This window comes from Cellulophaga baltica, assembly GCF_018861125.1.
Taxonomy (GTDB): domain Bacteria; phylum Bacteroidota; class Bacteroidia; order Flavobacteriales; family Flavobacteriaceae; genus Cellulophaga; species Cellulophaga baltica_A.
In genome coordinates, this window is record NZ_JAHKQN010000020.1 from 56,641 (window position 1) to 76,617 (window position 19,977).

At 30.4% G+C, this 19,977-nt stretch carries 22 protein-coding genes; 11 read left to right on the forward strand and 11 right to left on the reverse strand.

Translation table 11 applies throughout. The annotated features are described in order from the left end of the window. Position 1: 1 nt before the first annotated feature. From KO500_RS10555 to KO500_RS10585, 7 genes are all read right to left on the reverse strand, one after another. A complete protein-coding gene (locus tag KO500_RS10555; protein ID WP_215956514.1) occupies positions 2–1,342 on the reverse strand; it encodes an ABC transporter permease in 1,341 nt (446 codons plus the stop codon). Then, positions 1,335–2,270: an ABC transporter ATP-binding protein gene (locus KO500_RS10560; protein WP_215956515.1), complete on the reverse strand. Its 936-nt coding sequence runs from the start codon at positions 2,268–2,270 to the stop codon at positions 1,335–1,337. The genes KO500_RS10555 and KO500_RS10560 overlap by 8 nt, the downstream gene beginning before the upstream one ends. A gap of 235 nt (positions 2,271–2,505) precedes the next feature. Then, positions 2,506–3,630 carry a molecular chaperone DnaJ gene (dnaJ, locus tag KO500_RS10565; RefSeq protein ID WP_215956516.1) on the reverse strand — a complete coding sequence of 375 codons (1,125 nt, stop codon included), beginning with the start codon at positions 3,628–3,630 and terminating at the stop codon, positions 2,506–2,508. A gap of 9 nt (positions 3,631–3,639) precedes the next feature. After that, on the reverse strand, positions 3,640–4,185 hold the full coding sequence (locus KO500_RS10570; protein ID WP_215956517.1) for a nucleotide exchange factor GrpE: 546 nt from the start codon (positions 4,183–4,185) through the stop codon (positions 3,640–3,642). A 201-nt stretch (positions 4,186–4,386) separates the two neighbouring features. Continuing rightward, positions 4,387–5,298, reverse strand: coding sequence for a TIGR01777 family oxidoreductase (locus tag KO500_RS10575; protein ID WP_215956518.1), 912 nt, complete (start codon positions 5,296–5,298; stop codon positions 4,387–4,389). Positions 5,299–5,402: 104 nt separating this feature from the next. Next, positions 5,403–6,080, reverse strand: coding sequence for a tRNA (5-methylaminomethyl-2-thiouridine)(34)-methyltransferase MnmD (gene mnmD / locus KO500_RS10580; RefSeq protein WP_215956519.1), 678 nt, complete (start codon positions 6,078–6,080; stop codon positions 5,403–5,405). A gap of 1 nt (position 6,081) precedes the next feature. Beyond that, positions 6,082–6,585 carry a DUF4920 domain-containing protein gene (locus tag KO500_RS10585; protein WP_215956520.1) on the reverse strand — a complete coding sequence of 168 codons (504 nt, stop codon included), beginning with the start codon at positions 6,583–6,585 and terminating at the stop codon, positions 6,082–6,084. A 106-nt stretch (positions 6,586–6,691) separates the two neighbouring features. Between KO500_RS10585 and KO500_RS10590 the strand changes: the two genes are divergently transcribed. Beyond that, positions 6,692–7,759, forward strand: a complete 1,068-nt coding sequence (locus tag KO500_RS10590; protein ID WP_215956521.1) for a branched-chain amino acid aminotransferase — start codon at positions 6,692–6,694, stop codon at positions 7,757–7,759. Between the two features lie 57 nt (positions 7,760–7,816). Here KO500_RS10590 and KO500_RS10595 read toward each other — a convergent pair whose 3' ends face one another. Further along, positions 7,817–8,203: a nucleoside triphosphate pyrophosphohydrolase family protein gene (locus KO500_RS10595; protein ID WP_215956522.1), complete on the reverse strand. Its 387-nt coding sequence runs from the start codon at positions 8,201–8,203 to the stop codon at positions 7,817–7,819. A 349-nt stretch (positions 8,204–8,552) separates the two neighbouring features. Between KO500_RS10595 and KO500_RS10600 the strand changes: the two genes are divergently transcribed. The 5 genes from KO500_RS10600 to KO500_RS10620 all read left to right on the forward strand — a co-directional run bounded on the left by KO500_RS10600 (position 8,553) and on the right by KO500_RS10620 (position 12,598). Next, complete coding sequence (locus tag KO500_RS10600; RefSeq protein WP_215956523.1) at positions 8,553–8,735, forward strand: hypothetical protein; 183 nt, start codon at positions 8,553–8,555, stop codon at positions 8,733–8,735. A gap of 565 nt (positions 8,736–9,300) precedes the next feature. Beyond that, positions 9,301–9,639 carry a P-II family nitrogen regulator gene (locus KO500_RS10605; protein WP_215956524.1) on the forward strand — a complete coding sequence of 113 codons (339 nt, stop codon included), beginning with the start codon at positions 9,301–9,303 and terminating at the stop codon, positions 9,637–9,639. Between the two features lie 32 nt (positions 9,640–9,671). Then, a complete protein-coding gene (locus KO500_RS10610; RefSeq protein ID WP_215956525.1) occupies positions 9,672–10,952 on the forward strand; it encodes an ammonium transporter in 1,281 nt (426 codons plus the stop codon). Positions 10,953–11,070: 118 nt separating this feature from the next. Next, the gene (locus KO500_RS10615) at positions 11,071–12,105 is read left to right on the forward strand and encodes an outer membrane beta-barrel protein (protein ID WP_215956526.1); all 1,035 of its coding nucleotides are present in this window, start codon (positions 11,071–11,073) and stop codon (positions 12,103–12,105) included. A 157-nt stretch (positions 12,106–12,262) separates the two neighbouring features. Continuing rightward, the gene (locus KO500_RS10620; RefSeq protein ID WP_215956527.1) at positions 12,263–12,598 is read left to right on the forward strand and encodes a P-II family nitrogen regulator; all 336 of its coding nucleotides are present in this window, start codon (positions 12,263–12,265) and stop codon (positions 12,596–12,598) included. 67 nt (positions 12,599–12,665) lie between these two features. Here the strand turns inward: KO500_RS10620 and KO500_RS10625 are convergent, their stop codons facing one another. Beyond that, positions 12,666–13,307, reverse strand: a complete 642-nt coding sequence (locus tag KO500_RS10625; protein ID WP_215956528.1) for a DUF1684 domain-containing protein — start codon at positions 13,305–13,307, stop codon at positions 12,666–12,668. A gap of 142 nt (positions 13,308–13,449) precedes the next feature. On the opposite strand from KO500_RS10625, the gene KO500_RS10630 reads away from it, so the two are divergent. Then, the gene (locus KO500_RS10630) at positions 13,450–14,124 is read left to right on the forward strand and encodes a DJ-1/PfpI family protein (RefSeq protein WP_252732492.1); all 675 of its coding nucleotides are present in this window, start codon (positions 13,450–13,452) and stop codon (positions 14,122–14,124) included. Here KO500_RS10630 and KO500_RS10635 read toward each other — a convergent pair. Next, complete coding sequence (locus KO500_RS10635) at positions 14,111–15,523, reverse strand: alpha/beta hydrolase (RefSeq protein WP_215956530.1); 1,413 nt, start codon at positions 15,521–15,523, stop codon at positions 14,111–14,113. The genes KO500_RS10630 and KO500_RS10635 overlap by 14 nt on opposite strands. A 74-nt stretch (positions 15,524–15,597) precedes the next feature. Beyond that, positions 15,598–16,050 (reverse strand): Lrp/AsnC family transcriptional regulator, encoded by a 453-nt coding sequence (locus KO500_RS10640; protein WP_215956531.1) that lies wholly within the window; start codon positions 16,048–16,050, stop codon positions 15,598–15,600. Between the two features lie 112 nt (positions 16,051–16,162). Here KO500_RS10640 and KO500_RS10645 point away from each other — a divergent pair, with 112 nt between their 5' ends. The 4 genes from KO500_RS10645 to KO500_RS10660 all read left to right on the forward strand — a co-directional run bounded on the left by KO500_RS10645 (position 16,163) and on the right by KO500_RS10660 (position 19,909). Continuing rightward, positions 16,163–16,549, forward strand: a complete 387-nt coding sequence (locus KO500_RS10645; protein ID WP_215956532.1) for a hypothetical protein — start codon at positions 16,163–16,165, stop codon at positions 16,547–16,549. A gap of 148 nt (positions 16,550–16,697) precedes the next feature. Then, positions 16,698–17,549, forward strand: a complete 852-nt coding sequence (purU, locus tag KO500_RS10650) for a formyltetrahydrofolate deformylase (protein ID WP_215956533.1) — start codon at positions 16,698–16,700, stop codon at positions 17,547–17,549. Between the two features lie 46 nt (positions 17,550–17,595). Next, the gene (locus KO500_RS10655; protein ID WP_215956534.1) at positions 17,596–18,300 is read left to right on the forward strand and encodes a DUF4197 domain-containing protein; all 705 of its coding nucleotides are present in this window, start codon (positions 17,596–17,598) and stop codon (positions 18,298–18,300) included. Between the two features lie 304 nt (positions 18,301–18,604). Next, positions 18,605–19,909 (forward strand): helix-turn-helix domain-containing protein, encoded by a 1,305-nt coding sequence (locus tag KO500_RS10660; RefSeq protein WP_215956535.1) that lies wholly within the window; start codon positions 18,605–18,607, stop codon positions 19,907–19,909. Positions 19,910–19,977: the final 68 nt, after the last annotated feature.

The window sequence follows — 19,977 nt, forward strand, 5'->3', positions numbered from 1 at the left end:
TTTAATACTTTAACCACTTGTACAATTCTTTGTAGCTAGGTTTTTTACCATACATTAAAATACCTATTCGGTATATTTTGGCTGCGAACCATACAATACCAATAAAAGTAATAATTAATAATAAAATAGATACAACTAATTGCCAAATAGGAACACCACCTTCACCTAAACCACTAGACAAACGCATTAGCATTACAATTGGTGAGGTTAGCGGAAATAATGAAAACGCTACTGCCGTTGGACCATGTGGATTATTGAATACTGAAAAGAAACCTACGTAAATAGCCAACATTAAAGGCATTATTACTGGGAACACAAATTGCTGTGTATCAGTTTCATTATCAACCGCAGCACCAATAGCCGCATAAATTGAACTGTAAATTAAATAGCCTAACAAAAAATATACGATAAAAAAACTGATCAACATTACCCATGGAATTTTGTAAACCTCCATACCTAAAGCAATTATTTTTTCATTTACCATACCTACAGATGGCATAGCCGCAGGAACTGCTTGAACTCCCATTTGGTTGGCAGCATCAAAACTTGATGGATCAATATCAAAAAAGAAAACAACGGCAGTTAATAATATTGATGCAGAAATAATCCAGATTGCAAATTGTGTTATACCTGCAAGTGAAGTACCAATAATTTTTCCCATCATTAACTGAAATGGTTTAACTGATGAGATGATAACTTCAATAATTCTACTTGTTTTCTCTTCAATAACGCTACGCATCACAAAACCACCATAAATAATAATAAACATCATTATTAAATAACCAAAGCCACCACCTATAAAAGCTTTAATTTCATTAAAACCTTTTACATTAAGTTCACCGGAAAATGTTGCAGTCTGCATCGTATAAGGCTCTTGGATGGTTGCAAATTGTTGTTTAGACACTCCAATTTCATACAACCTATCTTGTTCAAGTCTGGTTTTAAATATACTTTCTAACTTTTCTAAAACAGTAGTGCTTGGCGCCTCTTTAGTATAGAAAAAAGTTTTTATTGCAACATCTTCAATATTGGATGCTTCGGGAATATGCAACATGCCATAATAGCCCATATTTTCAGTAGAATCTATAGCTACATCTAAAGGCAAGTCTTTTAAATTTATATATGAAGTTGTTTCTGTAGTAACAAATTCATTACTAAAAAAATCACTTTCGTTTAAAACAGTAATAATTTGTTTTTCACTGTCATTTAACTTCGTTAAAAAAGCAATTAAAACAACCATAGCTACCATTAAAAGGGGGCTTAAAAAGGTCATTATAACAAATGATTTATTACGAACTTTAGCTAAATATTCTCTCTTAATTATAAGTAATAATTTATCCATTTGAGCCTTTATTTTGGATCGTTTCTATAAAGATATCGTTTGCTGTGGGTATTTTCTCTAAAAAGTGATTAATAGGAGCTTTAGACGCTAAATGCGTTAAAATTTCTCGTGAAGTTTTAGAGACAATTTGCAAATTGAAGTTAAGTTGGTTTTCTATAGCATCAAAGCTTTCTTCAGAAATTGTAAAATGATTTTTTAAATCACTCACAATTTCTAATCCGTTTGAAGTTTGCATACCCACTTCAAATATATTTTTCTTGTACTCTCTTTTTATATCTGTAAGTCTACCATCTAATATTTTTTCAGATTGATAAATGAGTGCTATATGTTCACATAGCTCTTCAACAGATTCCATACGGTGCGTAGAAAATATAATTGAAGTTCCTTTTTTCTTCAACTCAAGAATTTCATCTTTTATGATATTTGCATTAATTGGGTCAAAACCACTAAATGGCTCATCAAAAATTAAAAGCTTTGGCTCATGCAATACAGTAACAATAAACTGTACTTTCTGTGCCATCCCTTTTGAAAGTTCTTGTACTTTTTTATTCCACCAATCACCAATCTCAAACCTATCAAACCAATATTTAAGCTTTTTTTGAGCTTCGGTTTTAGACATGCCTTTTAATTGTGCTAAATATAAAGCTTGCTCACCAACCTTCATACTTTTATACAAACCACGCTCTTCTGGCAAATAGCCAATCATAGCAATATGATTAGGATTTAAAAGTTCTCCGTTAAAAAAGACCTCCCCAGAATCTGGATGAGTAATTTGATTGATTATTCTTATTAGTGAAGTTTTACCTGCGCCATTAGGGCCAAGTAAACCGTAAATACTATTTTCAGGGATTTCTAAAGAAATTTTATTTAAAGCGGTATAATCGCCATAACTTTTGCTTACTTCTTTAGTTACCAAAATATGGTTCATGCAAACAATTTTATCAAAGATATTGATTTGGTTTAAAAAAGGTTAACAGTTTGGTCAATTTAATTTTAAAAACACTAACCCTTTTTAAGTTAAAAATAAGTGTATTTAAAAGCAAAACCCACCCTTAGTTAGATTAAGGATGGGAAAAAAAATTGCTATGAAAAAGAAAATTAACATTGGTTACCCAATGTTATTTTCAAATATACATTTTTTTTAATAATATTTTCTCATATTCTTAAGAGAACATATCTTTTACTTTTTCAAAGAAAGATTTGTCTGACTTTTCTGGACTTGGTACAAAATTTTCATTTGTCTGCATTTTCTCAAAAAACTCTCGCTGTTCTTTATTCAAAGTTTTTGGTGTCCAGACATTTACGTGTACTAATAAATCACCAGCACCATAACCATTTAAGCTTGCAATACCTTTACCTCTTAAGCGTAATATTTTACCTGATTGAATACCTGGCTCAAGTTTAATACGAACTTTACCTGTTACAGCATCAATTTCTTTTGATGTACCTAAAACAGCTTCAGAAATACTTACATACAAATCGTAATGCAAATTATCACCTTCACGTTTTAATGTTTCATGCTCTTGCGTTTCAATAGCTACAATTAAATCACCAGGAATACCGTTGCCTGGAGCATCGTTACCTTTTCCTGAAACTTTAAGTTGCATACCATCTTCAACACCACCCGGAATTTTTACAGAAACAGTTTCTTCTTTAACAATCATACCTTGAGCGTCTGCCTCACTAGGTCTGTTATCTATAATCTGTCCGCTACCACCACATGTAGTACAGGTAGCTGCTGTTTGCATTCTTCCTAATATTGTATTGGTAACTTTAGCTACTTGCCCTCTACCGCCACATGTTGCACAAGTTTTATAGGTCACCCCTTTTGCTTGTACTTTTCGTTTAACTTTTATTTTCTTTTCAACACCATTAGCTACATCTTCTAATGTTAATGAAACTCGAATTTTAAGGCTACTACCTTTAGTTCTACGTTGGCCTCCGCCACCGCCGCCAAAACCACCAAAACCACCTCCGAAGCCACCGCCTCCGAAAATATCACCGAACTGGCTGAATATGTCATCCATATTCATACCACCTCCGCCTCCGCCAAAACCACCTGAACCATCAAAGGCTTGGTGACCGTATTGGTCGTAACGCGCTTTTTTATTTTCGTCGCTTAACACTTCATAAGCTTCAGCCGCTTTTTTAAACATTTCTTCGGCTTTAGAATCTCCAGGGTTTTTATCTGGGTGATACTGTACTGCCTTTTTACGATATGCTTTTTTTATCTCTGCTGCTGTAGCACCTTTACTAATGCCTAATATGTCGTAATAATCTTCCTTCATACCTATTTTTTAATTACCAACAACCACTTTTGGATGACGGATAATTTTATCACCTAGTTTAAAACCTTTTTCGATGACATCAATTATTTTTCCTTTCATTTTTTTATCTGGCGCTGGTATTTGAGTTATTGCATCATGAATTTCTGCATCAAAAACATCGCCCGCTTTAGCCTCAACTTCTTCTAAACCTTTAGCTTTTAATACCTGCTTAAATTTATTTTGAATTAGCTCAACACCTTTAAACATCTCTTTATCTTCTGATTTAGCTAATTCAGGTAAAGCCCTGTCAAAATCATCAGAAACCGGTAAAAGTGCTACAATAACCTCTTGTCCTGCAGTACGGAATAAATCCATACGTTCTTTTGAAGTTCTTTTTTTGTAGTTTTCAAATTCAGCAAAAAGTCTCAAAAATTTATCTTTTTCTTTAGCTAAATCTTCTTTTAACTGCTCTTCAACAGAAAGTTCTTCAACTTCAACTTGCTCTTCTTGAGTTTCAGGAACTTCTTGTTCTAAATTCTCGTCTACTATATCTTCTGATTTATTTTTATCGCTCATTTGTGATTCAATTTTGAAATCTGCAATTTACAATTGGCAAAAGTACTGCCAATTCTTTAAAAATGTCAAAATGTCACCAAACTTTATGGCAAAACATGACTATTGACTAGTTTTTGACTGAAACTAGAATTATTTAAACTTAAAAAGGAATAGAAACTAACTTTATGACACTGCTTGATAATAACACTACTTTAAACTTCCTTACTTACCATAAAATGAAGACAATGCATTGCAAACATTTTGATACTTAAAATCAAAACCTTCGCTAAGAATTTTTTTATTACTTACCCTTTGGCCATCTAATAATAAGGCTGACATATCACCTAAAACAATTTTTAATACTGATGCGGGAACGTTGGGTAAAAATACAGAAGTACCAAGTATCTTTGCTGTTTCTGAAACCAACTTCTCATTCGTCACTGGATTTGATGCAACACCATTAAAAACACCTTCAAGTTCATTCTCTGAAGCAAATAAAAATATACGGGCTAAATCGTTAATATGAATCCAAGATTGCCACTGTTTACCTGAACCAAAAGGACTCCCCACATACCATTTGATTGGCTTTACCATTTCTGGTAACGCACCACCTTTATTTGATAAAACCAAGCCTATCCTCACTTTAGCTACAGTCATATCAAAATTCTTAAAAGTATCAATTTCTTTTTCCCAAGCATTTACAACTTCAGATAAAAAACCATCAATTTCAAGCTCATCATCTTCATTATAGAGTTTAGATAATGAATTTGGATAAATTCCTATTGCTGATGCTGATACAAAAGATTTTATAGTAGAAGCATCTATTTTTTGCAAGCCTTTATTTAATACTCGTAAAGAATTTATTCTACTTGTTAATATCCTCTTTTTATAAGATTCAGTCCATCTTTTTGATATGGTAGCCCCTGCTAAATTTATTATTGAAGTAACACCTTTAAAACAATTAGCATCAATTTCAGAATTATCAGGGTTCCAATAAAAACCTTTATAATTATCTAGAGTTTCAATTTTATCTTTACTAGTCGTTAGATAATTTACCGCAACATTATTTTTATGGCAAATAGCTACAATAGCACTACCTACTAAGCCAGTTGCACCAGTAATCAACACTCTCATAAATAATTTTTAATAAAGGTACTTTTTTTGTAGTTAGAAACTCATATTTAATGTAGGTTTAACACTAATTAAAGGCAACATTTAAGACATTATTAATTAAATAATTATCTTATATCATTTAATAATTTAGTTGCTCTAAGCATTTCTCTTTTTCCCGGAGGACCAGGCAAACGCTCTACTTGAAAACCTACTGCTTGCATTGCCCTACGTACACTACCTTTAGCAGCATAAGTTACCAAAACACCATTTTTCTTTAAAGCTTTAAACATTATTAAAAAGATATCTTCAGTCCATAACTCAGGTTGAACACGTGCACCAAAAGCATCAAAATAAATAAGATTATACGCATCAACATCTTTAATATCGATAAAAAATTTTTGCTGTTTTGTTAATGAAAAGGTTTCTGAAATTTCGCAAGGTTTTCCCCATTCTGATGCATGCATTTCAGTAAATTGATCTTTATAATCGGGCACATTTAATTCTTCAAGATAATTTAACTGTAAAATCTCTTCATTATTAACAGGGTATGCCTCTACTCCAACAAAATCTATTTTTAAGTTTCTTTTTTCAGATTCAATACTTGTAATTATAGCATTTAAACCTGTACCAAAACCTATCTCTAAAATAGCAATTGATTCATTTTCAAAAAGCGAAAGTCCATTTTTAATAAATACATGATAGGCTTCTTGTATTGCACCGTGAATTGAATGGTATTGTTCGTTCCAATCAACAATCTGAATTGTTGTTGAGCCATCAGATGTTTTAATTATTTTTCTTTCCAAATTATTCTTTTAACAAAACACCATCAGCATTAAACCTAAATGTTTTTTTGGGTTTTATAATTTTAGCTATCTCTTCTTCCGATTTTCCACCATCTAAAGCATAGTGTTTTTGATCTTCAACAGACATTTGCTCAACAAAAGCCAAACCATTTACAACTACATCCTTTCCTATTATATTTTTAGGTACAAAAAAGCCATAGTCTTTAAATTTTACCATTGTAGTATTTTTATCATCTAACTGAAGTTTCATCCAACAGCCTTTAGCTTGACAAACATCGAGTACAGTTGCTGAAAAGGTAGTTTGTAACGTATCTAAAACATTTAAATTTTCATATACTTTAGACATTTCTTTCACATTACTAGAATTTTCTAAATTAAATCTAGCACCGTAAGAAGTGTATTTCTGTTGTTCTGATACCGTTTCAACTTCTAAAGGTTTTTTAGACTGCCCTTCACAAGAGATTATAAGCAACAATAATACAAGTAAAATGTTAAATCGTTTCATAAATATTAGTATTTACCCTTTACATACAAAGTTGCTCATTTTTATAGAAAAAATGAAGCTCAAATTACTATAATTCACTAATTTTATTCCTTTAAATAAAAAACAAATGGAAACTACCGGAAAAAACTTTGTTACGGTTGAAAAAAGTACGACATCAAAAATTGACCAGATAGATTTTGATAATTTATCATTTGGGAGCGTTTTTACAGATCATATGTTAGTCTGTAATTACAAAAACGGAGCTTGGGAAGCTCCTCAAGTTGTCCCTTACGGGCCACTAACCCTTGATCCGTCTGCTAAAATTTTCCATTACGGACAATCTATTTTTGAGGGAATGAAGGCTTATAAAGATACTGAAGAAAAAGTATGGCTTTTTAGACCTTTAGACAACCATAAAAGATTAAATATATCTGCTAAAAGATTAGCAATACCAGAAATTCCAGAAGAATTTTTCATGAAAGGATTGAAGACCCTTTTAAAAACTGATGAAAACTGGATACCTAAACAAGATGGAAGCTCCTTGTATATTAGACCTTTTATTTTTGCATCAGGTCAAGGTTTTCATGCGTCACCAGCAGATGAGTATAAATTCATGATTTGCTTGGCTCCTTCAGGTGCTTACTTTTCAGGCAAAGTAAAAGTTTTAATTGAAGAAAAATATTCAAGATCAGCAAATGGTGGCGTTGGTTATGCTAAGGCTGGCGGTAATTATGCTGGGCAGTTTTACCCAACACAACTTGCTGTTGAAAAAGGATACAATCAAGTTATATGGACCGATGATAATACACATGAGTATATTGAAGAAGCTGGTGCAATGAATATTTTTATTCGTATAAACGATACTTTAATTACTGGACCCACAAGTGACAGAATACTAGATGGGATTACTCGTAAAAGTATTTTAGAGATTGCTAAAGATCAAAATATAAATGTTGAAGTGCGAAAAATTACAGTTTCTGAAGTTGTTGAAGCTGCTAAAAACGGGTCTTTAAAAGAAATGTTTGGCGCTGGTACTGCAGCTGTAATATCTCCAATAGCAACATTTGGTTATAAAGGTACAGATTATGATTTACCAGAACTACCTGAAAGTTATGCCAGTTCTTTAAAAAAGTTAATTACAGATATTCAATACAATAGGTCTGAAGATAAATTTGGCTGGAGATTCGAAGCTTAATTTTAATTTAAACCTTTTTTATACATAAAACTAAAAACCGCCTAATAGGCGGTTTTTTTATGACTCTAATATTGATTTTATATTTGGCTTAAAATAATTAGGTCCCTTTAATATTTTACCATCTTCCCTGTAAATAGGTTTGCCGTCTGCATCTAATTTACTCATATTACTACGTTGTATTTCATCAAATACTTCTTCTATTTTATATTCCATGCCATGTTCTAATATAGTCCCACATAAAATATACAACATATCTCCAAGTGCATCGGCAACTTCAACCATATCATTATTCTCAGCCGCATCTAAATATTCTTGATTTTCTTCTGCCATTAAATTATAACGAAGTAAATTTTTACGCGAACCTATATCTGCTTTCATTACTCTAGGAACGCCCATCCCAAAAGTTTCATGAAAAAGCGCCACAGCATCAAGTTTATTTTTCATCCTTTGTATTATTAATTTATCTTAATTAGATTATTTTCGCATAAAAATATAAAATATGTTCAGCAAAGGACAATTAATTTTCGGTATACTATTTTTTATTGTTTTTACAATAATTACCTTTTTTACATACAGAAAAGATATTAATCTACACCGCAAAAACTATAAGGGAGTTATCTGGATTGTAGCAACATTCATATTATTCATCATAACTTTGTTCGTAATTAAAGAATTACTCAAAAATTAACTCATTTTTTAGACTCCTTACAAAAATCACCACTTTTGTATTATTTTTAACTTTTACGTAAGAAAAGTCGTATTTTTGCGTTGTAACACTATAACACGTAGTTCTATGGTAACGTTTTTCAGTATTTTAATGACTTTAATTGCAGTAAATGCAATTTTATTAGTTTTTAGTGTAAATAGAAATAAATCTAAACAGAAGAAAGCTACATCTAGTTTTTCCAAATTATCTACAACATCTCGTGTTTACCCTATGAACTACTCTGAGGCTAAATACAAGAAAGCAGTTTAAACATAGATTGATAAAATCTCAATAATTACACCTCATTAGTAAAAAGTTATTACTATAATTGTATAGTAAGCTTCGATTGAATGAATAGTTCAAACTTCAAGAACTTTATTTTAATTTAATGTTTTTTTACTCAGAATAAGTTTTGATAAGCTTATTTAAGTAACCAATCGTATATCCTATTAAAGTTTAAGCATAAGCACTTAATACGTAGACATATACGTAACTATACTTACGTCTATTTCTCAAATTTTAACAAAAATAGATTTTGTTACAAATAACACATTGAGTGATAGTAATTTTATTTTTTTCATTTTCTCTTCTTTTTTATCTGTTTATTAAACAATTCTCAAAAAAACAAGTGATAAAATCTATATATACCACAATTTTCACAAAAACAACCAGAGCCTCTTTAATTAAAATTAATAAAATCGATTTTTTTTATCGATACCCATAAAAAAAAGGGGGCTTAATTATTATAAACACAAAAATATAATATCAAACCTCTATTTTTTTAGGGTGTTAAACATTTTAACATACATTTGTTTTGTCAACAAACAAATCAATTATGAAAAAAATCGAGGCAATTATCCGAAAATCAAAATTTGATGAAGTAAAAAAAGCGCTACATCAAATTGAAGTAAACTTCTTTAGTTACTGGGATGTAACTGGAGTTGGTAACGAGAAACAAGGTCATGTTTATCGTGGTATATCATACAGTACATCTGATATACAAAGAAGGTATTTAACTATTGTTGTATCTGATGAATTTCTTGAAAAAACTGTTAGCACAATTTTAGAAGCTGCTAGTACAGGTAATGTAGGCGACGGAAAAGTATTTGTTTCCGAAGTAAATGAAGCTTACAGAATCAGAACTAAAGAAAGCGGGCAAGCTGGAATAAACTAACTAACTCAAAAAATTATTAAAACACATTTATTATGAATGACGTACAACAAGAAGCATTAGACGCAGCCGTTTCAACAATAAACGGTGACATGGGAGCATTGTGGATTACCATTGCCGCAGTTTTGGTATTCTTTATGCAAGCAGGATTTACATTAGTAGAAATTGGTTTTACACGTAGTAAAAATTCTGGTAATATTATTATGAAAAATGTAATGGACCTTTGTATTGGTTCTATTATGTTTTGGGCCGTAGGTTACGGTATTATGTATGGTAGTGACCTTGTAATGGGTGGCTTCTTCAGATCTAGCCCTGCAGATCAAGGATATTTCTTTTTCTCTGCAACAGATTGGTATAACTTATTCTTCCAAACAGTATTCTGTGCAACAGCAGCAACAATTGTTTCTGGAGCTATTGCAGGAAGAACAAAATTTTCTACTTATTTAATATTCTCTGCAATATTAACAACTATCATCTATCCAATTTCTGGTAGCTGGTACTGGCCATTTGACGATGATGCATGGTTAAATGTTGCTGGTTTTGTAGATTTCGCAGGTTCTTCAGTAGTACATGCTGTAGGTGGCGCAGCTGCCTTAGTTGCTGCTATATTAGTAGGTCCACGTATCGGAAAATACGAAGATGGAAAAGTAAACGTAATACCTGGTCACAATATGACTTATGGTGCATTAGGTGTATTAATCCTTTGGTTAGGATGGTTCGGATTTAACGGTGGTTCTCAATTAGCTTGGGGTGGTGACGATACTGTTGCTGCTGGTAGCGTAATTATAAACACAAATTTAGCTGCTGCAATTGGCGCAATGGCTGCCTTGTTCCTTACATGGATTAAGTATGGTAAGCCAGACATCTCCATGACATTAAACGGTGCATTAGCTGGTTTAGTTGGTATTACCGCTGGTTGTGGTGCTGTAGATGCATGGGGAGCTTTAGCAATAGGTTTAGTTTGTGGTATTTTAGTAGTATTCTCTATTGAGTTTATTGATAAAAAATTAAAAATTGATGATCCAGTTGGTGCAATATCTGTACACGGTGTATGTGGTTTTATAGGTACTGTATTAGTTGGTGTATTTGCACTTGATGGTGGTCTTTTAAATGGCGGTGGCGCTAGCTTATTAATTGTTCAAATTTATGGATCATTAGCATACATAGTATGGGCGGCAGTAGCTTCATTCATAGTATTATTTATTCTTAAGAAAACAATAGGATTAAGAGTTACTAAAGAAGAAGAAATTGATGGTTTAGATATTCATGAGCATGATTCTAGTGCTTACCCTGAATTTACTATCAACGATAAATAAAACTCAAAACTCATTATTAAACTCACTCACTATAAAGGGTGTATCAACAGCACCCTTTATTTTTAATATTCAATAAATCAAAAACAACAATCCCAAAGAGGGAAACAACAAATCAATTATGAAAACAATTTCAACAAAAAAATACGTAAAAAATATTTTCTTTTTAGCATTAGCATTTGTAGGTACAACAGCAGTTGCTCAAGAAGAGGAAGAAAAAAAATTAAACATCAGTGGTAGTGTTGATGCTTATTATAGAACAAACTTAAGCACTACAGATGTAGCTGATAACGTTACTGGTGGTTTTGTTAACCCAGGTACATCTTTTGCTGATGAAACTGGATTTGCTTTAGGTATGGCTAATGTTATAGCAAGTTACGAAGGCGCTAAAACAGGTGCTGTAGCAGATTTAGCATTTGGTCCTAGAGGTCTTAGTGCTGTTGGTGGTGATACCGGAGTTTTTGTTAATCAATTGTATGCTTATTGGAATGTATCTGAAGGAACAACATTAACTCTTGGTCGCTTTAACACTTACTTAGGATATGAGGTAATATCTCCTGTTGGAAATTTCAACTATAGTACTTCTTATTTATTCTCAAATGGACCTTTTTCACATGTTGGTTTAAAAGCTGATTTTGCTTTATCAGAAGATTTTAGCTTAATGCTTGCTATAATGAACCCAACTGATGTTAATAATAATTTTACTGGAGAGTATTCATTAGGGGCTCAATTAGGCTACTCAGGACAATATTTAAATTTTTATTATGACAACAACACAAGTTTAGGTTTTGAAATAGACTATACTGGTGGTTTTGATTTATCAGATACTTTCTTTTTAGGACTTAATGCTGCTTATGCTGATAATGAAGGTGCTGGTTTTGCTGGTGCAGCATTATACCCGCAAGTTGCAACTTCTGATAGCTTCTCTTTAGGATTAAGAGGTGAATACTTCTCTACTTTTGATGGAGTTGATGGTACAGATGACCCTAGTGTTTTTGCTGCTACATTAACTGGTAGCTATACTGTTGAAAATTTAATCATCAAGCCAGAAATAAGATTAGATTCTTGGAGTGACGACGAGCCATATATTGATAATGACAGTGCTGCATCTAGTAGCTTATCTTCATTCTTAATTGCTGCTATTTATTCTTTCTAAGAGGTAATACAGCAATAACTTATAGTAAAGCGAGAGTTTCAAATGAAACTCTCGCTTTTTTTATGTTTGAAAACTAAATTTATACGATATAAAAATTTTATAAGTTATATATTTAAATAAATTAACAATACTTCACTTACACCAAACACAATAAACCATGAAAAAAATTGAAGCTATAATTAGAAAGTCAACATTTGATGACGTAAAAAAAGCATTAAACAGAATAGATAATATTTTTTACACTTATTGGGATGTTACTGGAGTCGGAAATGAAAAGCAGGGTCACGTTTACCGTGGTATATCCTATAGCACAAGTGAAATTCAAAGACGACAATTATCAATTGTTGTTACTGATGAATTAATGCAACGTACAGTAGATTCTATATTAGATAATGCCTATACTGGTAATTTAGGAGATGGTAAAATTTTTATTTCAGATATTCAACAAACATATCAAATAAGAACAAAAGAAAAACTACAGGTCGTGAGCTAAAAATAAATCAAACTTAAAGGATCATTTATAACACACAAACTGCTTTCAAAATAAACCAAAACATATTCTATTTTTTAAACGCCTTTACCCCTGCTTTAATTGATACATTTAACGTATTAACCTTGGGTACAACCGGACAAGAATATTTTTTATTATAAGCACAATAAGGGTTATATGCCTTATTAAAGTCTAATAAAATAGAATCTCCATCGGGTATTCTTAAATCAATATACCTGCCGCCAGAGTAGGTTTCTTTCCCATTAGTTTCATCTAAAAAAGGTAAAAACAAATAATCTTTAAAACCACTTCTAAGTTTTAATTGTGAATTTTGATACACTTCTAATTGATAATCATCACCTAACAATTTAAAATATAAAATACCAAATACTACTTCTTTTGATTTTCTATTAGTGGTAGTAGGCATAAAAAAAGGTAAAGCATCGGGTGTTCTTTCAAACCTAGCCATTACCCTATATGTGGTATCAGGTGCAAAAAAATCTAAGGATTCAAAATTCACCCTATCCTTATCATATAGAGGTGAAGTTTCAGGGTCTTTATACTCCTCATTTAACTCTTTCTGAAATTCTAGAATATCAGCAATAGCATTAGGTGTGTCTTGAGTTATTTTATTTTCAACGATATCATGGTATTTCTTTTTTCCGTTACAACCAACAATAAAAACCGTTAAAACTATTAGTAAGAGTCTCATAATTCTATATTTGATATCAAAAATACAACATATTGTTTTTAATATATTTATCATTTGTTTGTACTTTCGAAGCAAACAATTGTCATTAAGAATGAAAAGAACCACCCTACTTTTATTATTTTCATTTTGCATTCTATCATGCATGAACCCAAATGCTCGTAAAAATAAGGCTAATAAGGAATTAATTATTAAACCTGACCGCTATAATGTTGCTTTTTTAATCATGAATGGAACCTATAACACTGAGTTTACTGCCCCTTTTGATATTTTTCAGCATACACAATACCGAGAGAATATTAAAGCAATGAATGTTTTTACTGTTGCAAATACTTTAGACCCAATTACTACTTTTGAAGGTGTTAAAATATTGCCAGACTTTGATTACACTAAAAACAACATGCCCAGCATAGATATTTTAGTAGTACCAAGTGCTGAACACCATTTAGACACCGATTTGGAAGATGTTGTAATGATTAGTTTTGTAAAAAAAGTAGATGAAAAAGCTAAATTTATGACTAGCCACTGTGACGGTGCTTTTGTTTTAGCTAAAGCGGGTTTACTTGATACAATTATCTCAACAACTTTTCCTGGTGATTTAAATAAATATCAAAAAATGTTTCCTCAATTAAATGTGAAAAAAAACTCTCTATTTGTACATGACGGAAAATATATTACTTCTGCCGGAGGTGCAAAAAGTTTTGAAGCTTCACTTTATTTATGCGAATATTTGTACGGTAAAGAAGTTGCACAATCGCTAGCTAAAGGCTTAGTAATTGATTGGGATGTAAATAAAGTACCACATTTTATTGCTCAATAACTTCATAACGGGCACCTTTTAAATACTTATTTATCAAAACATTATACTCAGGTGTAATTTTTAAAAGCGCAGTGTTTTCAATAGTATATAGTGATTCTTTATTTTTATAACCTGCCTTTAATAATTCTTCTAAGTAAAAAAGAGCCGTGTCGTAATCTTCATGTTTTGCACTATATGAAATAATATTTTTATAGGCCTGAAAATCATTCGGATGAATAATTGTATTTAACATCCAAAGAAAAAGAAGTCCTTCTTCATCAAGATTTTCTTCTCCATTTAAAGTTTTTAAATTGCTATCAACCAAATAATCAACAAAACCGCTCAAGCGTTTTCCCATGTTACTAACTTGAGCATCATTATCCGCAATAAACTTTTCTATTTCTTCTGATTGATACTTCCACCAACCTAGGTTGTTAAAATTATACGTTAAAACATCTTCATAAATCGCATAATCAAAATCTTCTCGCAACAGTACTTCTTTAAAGTAAGTATTGGTTTCAGTGCGTTTTAATGCTTTATAAGTTTTCTCTTTTTTTAAAGTTTTATATTTCGATTTAAGATCTTCAACCTCTTTTAAAGGTCTGTAAATTTCCTCAACTATCATCATTAAATCAAACGCTGCTAAAAGTTTTTTCTTTTCTACTAATTTGTTAATTTGACTAAGATTAGTATTATATGTTTCATTAATAAATATTGAATCTTTAGCTATAACACCTTTAGCCATAGCACTCAGAGTGAAAGATTCAAAAGCCTTATCTATTATATTGAAAACATTTAAACTTTGTTTATCGTACACATATAATTGATTTGAAAAACGTAATTTATTTAATGATTTCTCTGTTAATTGCATTTCTTGTAAATTGAAATTTTCAATACTCGAAACACCTATATAATGGAAAGGTTTATTAGGATTTAATACATCTGAATTTGAAATTGGCTCTTCGAATGATATTACGCCGTTTAAATTTTTGATTACAATTGGTAAAATTGAAGCATACCTTGCTCCATAATCAAAACCTGCAACATAAATCCTCTTCTGATGAATAGGCAATATAGAAAAAACATTATTCATCATTCTACTTGTTACAAGTATATTTTTAGTCAATGAGATGGAATCAAACACATTATTAGTCGCCGCCAAAATATAACCGTTCTTTTCTGCACCTTGCCTGAGTTTTTTTAAAGACATACTACCCTGACCATTCACATCAAAAGCAAAAACTATTGGCCATTTTTTAGTTGTATCAAAATTTGAAGGCAGAAAAAGAGCATAACTTTCTTGTATTGTATCATTAATTATAATTGAATCAATAATCACCCCCTTTTTTAAGGTCAATTTTTGTGCATTTACAGATAGTAAACTTGTAATAACAAATGCGTAAAAAAATAAATTTCTCATATATGAACAATTATCAAAAACCTAGCCAACAACTACTTAAAACTACAAAATATAACAAATACACTTTTACACTTTTATGACATTTTCTTTTTAATTGGTGCGTTAGACACAACCTCTGATAAAATTATGTGAGTTCTAGTTTCTCCATATTGAATTAATCGATCAATAAATTTTTCTAAATGAAATTGATCTTTAAGTACCACTTGCATAATAATATTTTCATCACCAGTAATTCTGTAACAATTCACCACCTCTTCATAAGTTTTAACCGCTTCTAAAAAAGGTTTTAATTTTCCCATAAATGCTCTTAAGGTTATAATTGCGGTTAATTGATAACCTGCATGTGTATGAGAAACAATTGTTCTATAACCACTTATAACTCCTAAATCCTCCATTTTCTTTATTCGCTCCGCTACTGCAGGTGGCGTTAATCCAATTTTTCTACCAATTGTAGCAAAAGTTTCTCGAGCATTTTTTTGTAAACTTTGGAGAATACTCCAGTTAAAGTCATCTATCTTTTGTTTCAAAGGTTTTTTTGTTTAAAAAATTAGTAATACAAAGCTAATTTAAACATTTACCAACTAATAACAAGTTAAAAATTAAAATCTGGTCGTAATTTTATAAAAAAATTGCTCTAAAATGCCTTATCGAAATTTAAGTACATTACCGGTATATCGTAAAGCTCTTGATTTATGTCATATAAGTCGAGAAATTGCAGCATACGTTTCTTATAATAAAGATCTATTACACTTATATAAATCTAAAAGTCATAGAGATATCATCGCTGATTCTATATTGACAGATGCAATTTTAATTCCTCAAAAAATAGAATTAGCTGAAAGATCTGATTCTAAACACATTAGAACTTCAACTATTCACCATATAAATATAATGACAAAAAATATTTTGTCATACTGTATGGGACTTGAAAAAGATGGCTTAAAAGAAAAGGAATATATAAACTTACTTAGGGAAGAAATAAAAATTTTTAGAAAATCATACAAAATTTGGAAACGCTCTTTATAAGAGCGTTTTTTATTTTTAAATCAATATTTTTACCTAACCTTTCTTACCGTATTATTCATAAATATTTAAGTTGAATATCGTAAAAACAATATACTTATAAGCATTGTTGTTTTATAAAATTATAATTTAGCGATATAAACATTTACATTTGAAAACTACAATACTCATACACTGCCCTGACCAATCTGGAATTATATGCACAGTAACTGGTTTTATACACATGCAAGGCGGTAATATTATCTATATAGACCAACATGTTGATAAGGAATCTGGTGAACTTTTTATGCGATTAGAGAGTGAATTTTCTGATGACATATTTTCGTTAGAAGGTTTTAAATCCAAATTTAACAATGACCTTACCGAGAAATATAGTATTGAGTGGAGTATTCATACCAGTGAGATAAAACCCAAAATGGCTCTTTTTGTTTCAAAATACAATCATTGCTTATACGATTTATTGAGTAGGTTTAATTCTGGAGAACTAGAGGTTGAGATCCCATTTATTATAAGTAACCATAAAGATTTAAGCTTTATTGCTGAGCAGTTCAATATTCCGTTTTATCATATACCTGTTACAAAAGAAACCAAAACAGAAGCAGAAACACAACAATTAAAATTACTGAAAGAGCATCATATAGATTTTATTGTATTAGCAAGGTACATGCAAATTGTTACGAGTAGAGTAATTAATGAATACCCAAATAAAATTATCAATATTCATCATTCATTTTTACCTGCTTTTGCAGGTGCAAAGCCTTATCATGCCGCTTTTAAAAGAGGTGTCAAAATAATTGGAGCAACTGGACATTATGTAACTGAAGAATTAGATGCAGGACCAATAATCGAACAAGACACTACAACTGTAACACATACACATTCTATTGAAGACTTTGTGACTAAAGGTCGTGACTTAGAAAAGATTGTTTTATCAAGAGCAGTTAAATTACATATTAAAAGAAAAACAATGGTTTACAATAATAAAACTGTTATTTTTTCTTAAAGAAATATATAAAATTAAATTTGTGAAAAATTAATATAAATAAACTATGAAAAATAAAATTTTAGCACTTAGTATTTGCTTTTTAATGTTTAGCTGTAATGAATTACAACAAGTTGTTAACCAATTACCACAAACTACGTCTATAGGTAATGATCAAATTGCTAGTGGCTTAAGAGAAGCCTTAGAATTAGGAATTGACAAACAGGTAACCAAGCTTACACAAGAAGATGGCTTCTTCAAAAATGAATTGGTAAAAATTGCTCTACCTGAAGAGTTACAAAAAGTTGATGACGCTCTTAGAAAAATAGGTTTAAGCAGTTTAGCTGATGAAGGTCTAAAAGTTTTAAACCGTGCAGCTGAGGATGCAGTATCAGAAGCTACTCCAATTTTTGTTAATGCTGTTAAGGGAATTACTTTTAGTGATGCAAAAAACATTTTGTTAGGTGATGATAATGCTGCTACAACCTATTTAACTACTGCTACAGAAACAGATTTATACGCTTCATTTAGCCCAGTAATTAAAAATTCTTTTGATAAAGTTGGTGCCGATCAAGTTTGGAGTAATTTAATTAACAAATACAATAACATTCCTTTTGTAACTAAAGTAAATCCTGATTTAACAGATTATGTTACACAAGAGGCATTAGAAGGTGTTTATACCATGATAGCCGTTGAAGAAAAAGAAATTAGAACACAAACATCATCAAGAACAACAGATTTATTAAAGCAAGTTTTCGCTTTGCAAGATTAATCTTACATTTTTTTATAAATAATACAATAACTTAAAAAAGGTTACGTTAAATATTATATAAGTATTTATAACAATTCCCTAAGGTTATTTTAACTTTGGAAAATTAAATACATATTACTTTTGTAATCAAATAATATTTGAGTTTAGTAATTTTTTGAGTTAGTTAGTCTAAAACCGGTGGGAGCACCGGTTTTTTTATGCTCAAAATTTAAATAAATTTTACAAATATCACTATCTGTTAAGTTTTAGTTATAAATCAGCTAGGCTTCTTAATTATTTCTATTTTTGCGGAAATTCATAAATTTTGAACAACAGACGTTTATTTACTTTTACCGTATTTATATTTACGCTACTATTTGCTATAAATAAGTCGTATACTACAGTAAATAATAGTATTAAACTTATTTACAATCAAGAAAAAACAAAACAAAATTTAAATAAAAGTATATTATCTGAAAATATACAACCTTCATTTTCTAATACTGAGAGTGCAAGTTCTGAAATTTTTAAAGAACCAGACAATAATAACCTCAAAACCTTTATAGATTGGTTATTTATGCTAAATGCACTGTTTGGCATTTTTGTCGCTAATAAGATATTAATCAATCACTATAAAAAAGATGGTAAAAATATTTACTTCGGTATATTTTTAAATGGTGTATCATTAATGCTTTTAGAACTATCTATATATTGGTGGAAAGGATTAAACTACAATCCCATAATTCCTCTTTTTCGTGCTCAATATTATTTTTGGCTTCCAACTTTATATTTATATCTGTCAAAAAAAAGAAATAGAAATAATCCATCATCTAAAATTACATTACATTATTTAATTCCAACTTTAATGCTATGCTTTTACATATTTATTAATTTTTATGAGAATGAATTCCTAACAGGAACACTAAATAATGTGTCTCTAAAAGCTATTTACACTGGTTTATACCTTTTATTACTAATCAAGTTATTTACAAAAAATAAAAGCCAACTAAACACTATTAACAAAAAATGGTTTATTACTATACTTACATTCACTATTATATTATTTGTAATACTTACCGCTAGGTCTTACTTTGAATATGATGAACTTGTAAACTCTTTAACCATATATTTTATAGCAATACTTTATGCTGTAATAATTAGTTTTATAGGTTTTATATTGTTTATACAACCAAATATGCTGTTGATAGAAGACAATGAATTGAAAAATGAAGTTAACACTAAATATAAAAATTCAAGTCTAACAGATGACATGCTTAAAGCTCTTAAAACCGAATTAGAAAAATCATTATCACTTGACAAAATTTACCTTGAGAACGGATTAACTTTAGAAAAACTTGCTACAAAGCTTGATACTGATCGTTATAGTTTATCACAAACTATAAACCAAGAGTTTGGTAAAAATTATTATGAACTAATTAATGATTACCGAATTAATGAGGCCATAAATATTATTGAAAACTCTAAAAAGGAAATAGTGGTTGCAGATTTAATTTACGAATCTGGTTTCAATAATAAAGTTTCTTTTTACAAAGCCTTCAAAAAAAGACATCAAAAGACTCCTTTAGAGTATCAAAAAGCATTAAAAAAGTCTTTTAAACACTTCGCTTAACATAAAATTAGCTTAAAATTTAACACTCTTTAAACTTCAATCCAAAAACCTGTTTAACAGTCACTTAA

Excerpts from the sequence above, each read along its gene's own strand:
- KO500_RS10585 (WP_215956520.1), bottom strand. The coding sequence starts at position 6,585 with ATGAAACGATTTAACATTTTACTTGTATTATTGTTGCTTATAATCTCT.
- KO500_RS10605 (WP_215956524.1), top strand. The coding sequence starts at position 9,301 with ATGAAAAAAATCGAGGCAATTATCCGAAAATCAAAATTTGATGAAGTA.
- KO500_RS10560 (WP_215956515.1), bottom strand. The coding sequence starts at position 2,270 with ATGAACCATATTTTGGTAACTAAAGAAGTAAGCAAAAGTTATGGCGAT.
- KO500_RS10555 (WP_215956514.1), bottom strand. The coding sequence starts at position 1,342 with ATGGATAAATTATTACTTATAATTAAGAGAGAATATTTAGCTAAAGTT.
- KO500_RS10620 (WP_215956527.1), top strand. The coding sequence starts at position 12,263 with ATGAAAAAAATTGAAGCTATAATTAGAAAGTCAACATTTGATGACGTA.
- KO500_RS10635 (WP_215956530.1), bottom strand. The coding sequence starts at position 15,523 with ATGAGAAATTTATTTTTTTACGCATTTGTTATTACAAGTTTACTATCT.
- KO500_RS10600 (WP_215956523.1), top strand. The coding sequence starts at position 8,553 with ATGGTAACGTTTTTCAGTATTTTAATGACTTTAATTGCAGTAAATGCA.
- KO500_RS10610 (WP_215956525.1), top strand. The coding sequence starts at position 9,672 with ATGAATGACGTACAACAAGAAGCATTAGACGCAGCCGTTTCAACAATA.
- KO500_RS10625 (WP_215956528.1), bottom strand. The coding sequence starts at position 13,307 with ATGAGACTCTTACTAATAGTTTTAACGGTTTTTATTGTTGGTTGTAAC.
- KO500_RS10570 (WP_215956517.1), bottom strand. The coding sequence starts at position 4,185 with ATGAGCGATAAAAATAAATCAGAAGATATAGTAGACGAGAATTTAGAA.
- KO500_RS10655 (WP_215956534.1), top strand. The coding sequence starts at position 17,596 with ATGAAAAATAAAATTTTAGCACTTAGTATTTGCTTTTTAATGTTTAGC.
- KO500_RS10590 (WP_215956521.1), top strand. The coding sequence starts at position 6,692 with ATGGAAACTACCGGAAAAAACTTTGTTACGGTTGAAAAAAGTACGACA.
- KO500_RS10615 (WP_215956526.1), top strand. The coding sequence starts at position 11,071 with ATGAAAACAATTTCAACAAAAAAATACGTAAAAAATATTTTCTTTTTA.
- dnaJ (WP_215956516.1), bottom strand. The coding sequence starts at position 3,630 with ATGAAGGAAGATTATTACGACATATTAGGCATTAGTAAAGGTGCTACA.
- KO500_RS10630 (WP_252732492.1), top strand. The coding sequence starts at position 13,450 with ATGAACCCAAATGCTCGTAAAAATAAGGCTAATAAGGAATTAATTATT.
- KO500_RS10645 (WP_215956532.1), top strand. The coding sequence starts at position 16,163 with ATGCCTTATCGAAATTTAAGTACATTACCGGTATATCGTAAAGCTCTT.
- KO500_RS10595 (WP_215956522.1), bottom strand. The coding sequence starts at position 8,203 with ATGAAAAATAAACTTGATGCTGTGGCGCTTTTTCATGAAACTTTTGGG.
- KO500_RS10575 (WP_215956518.1), bottom strand. The coding sequence starts at position 5,298 with ATGAGAGTGTTGATTACTGGTGCAACTGGCTTAGTAGGTAGTGCTATT.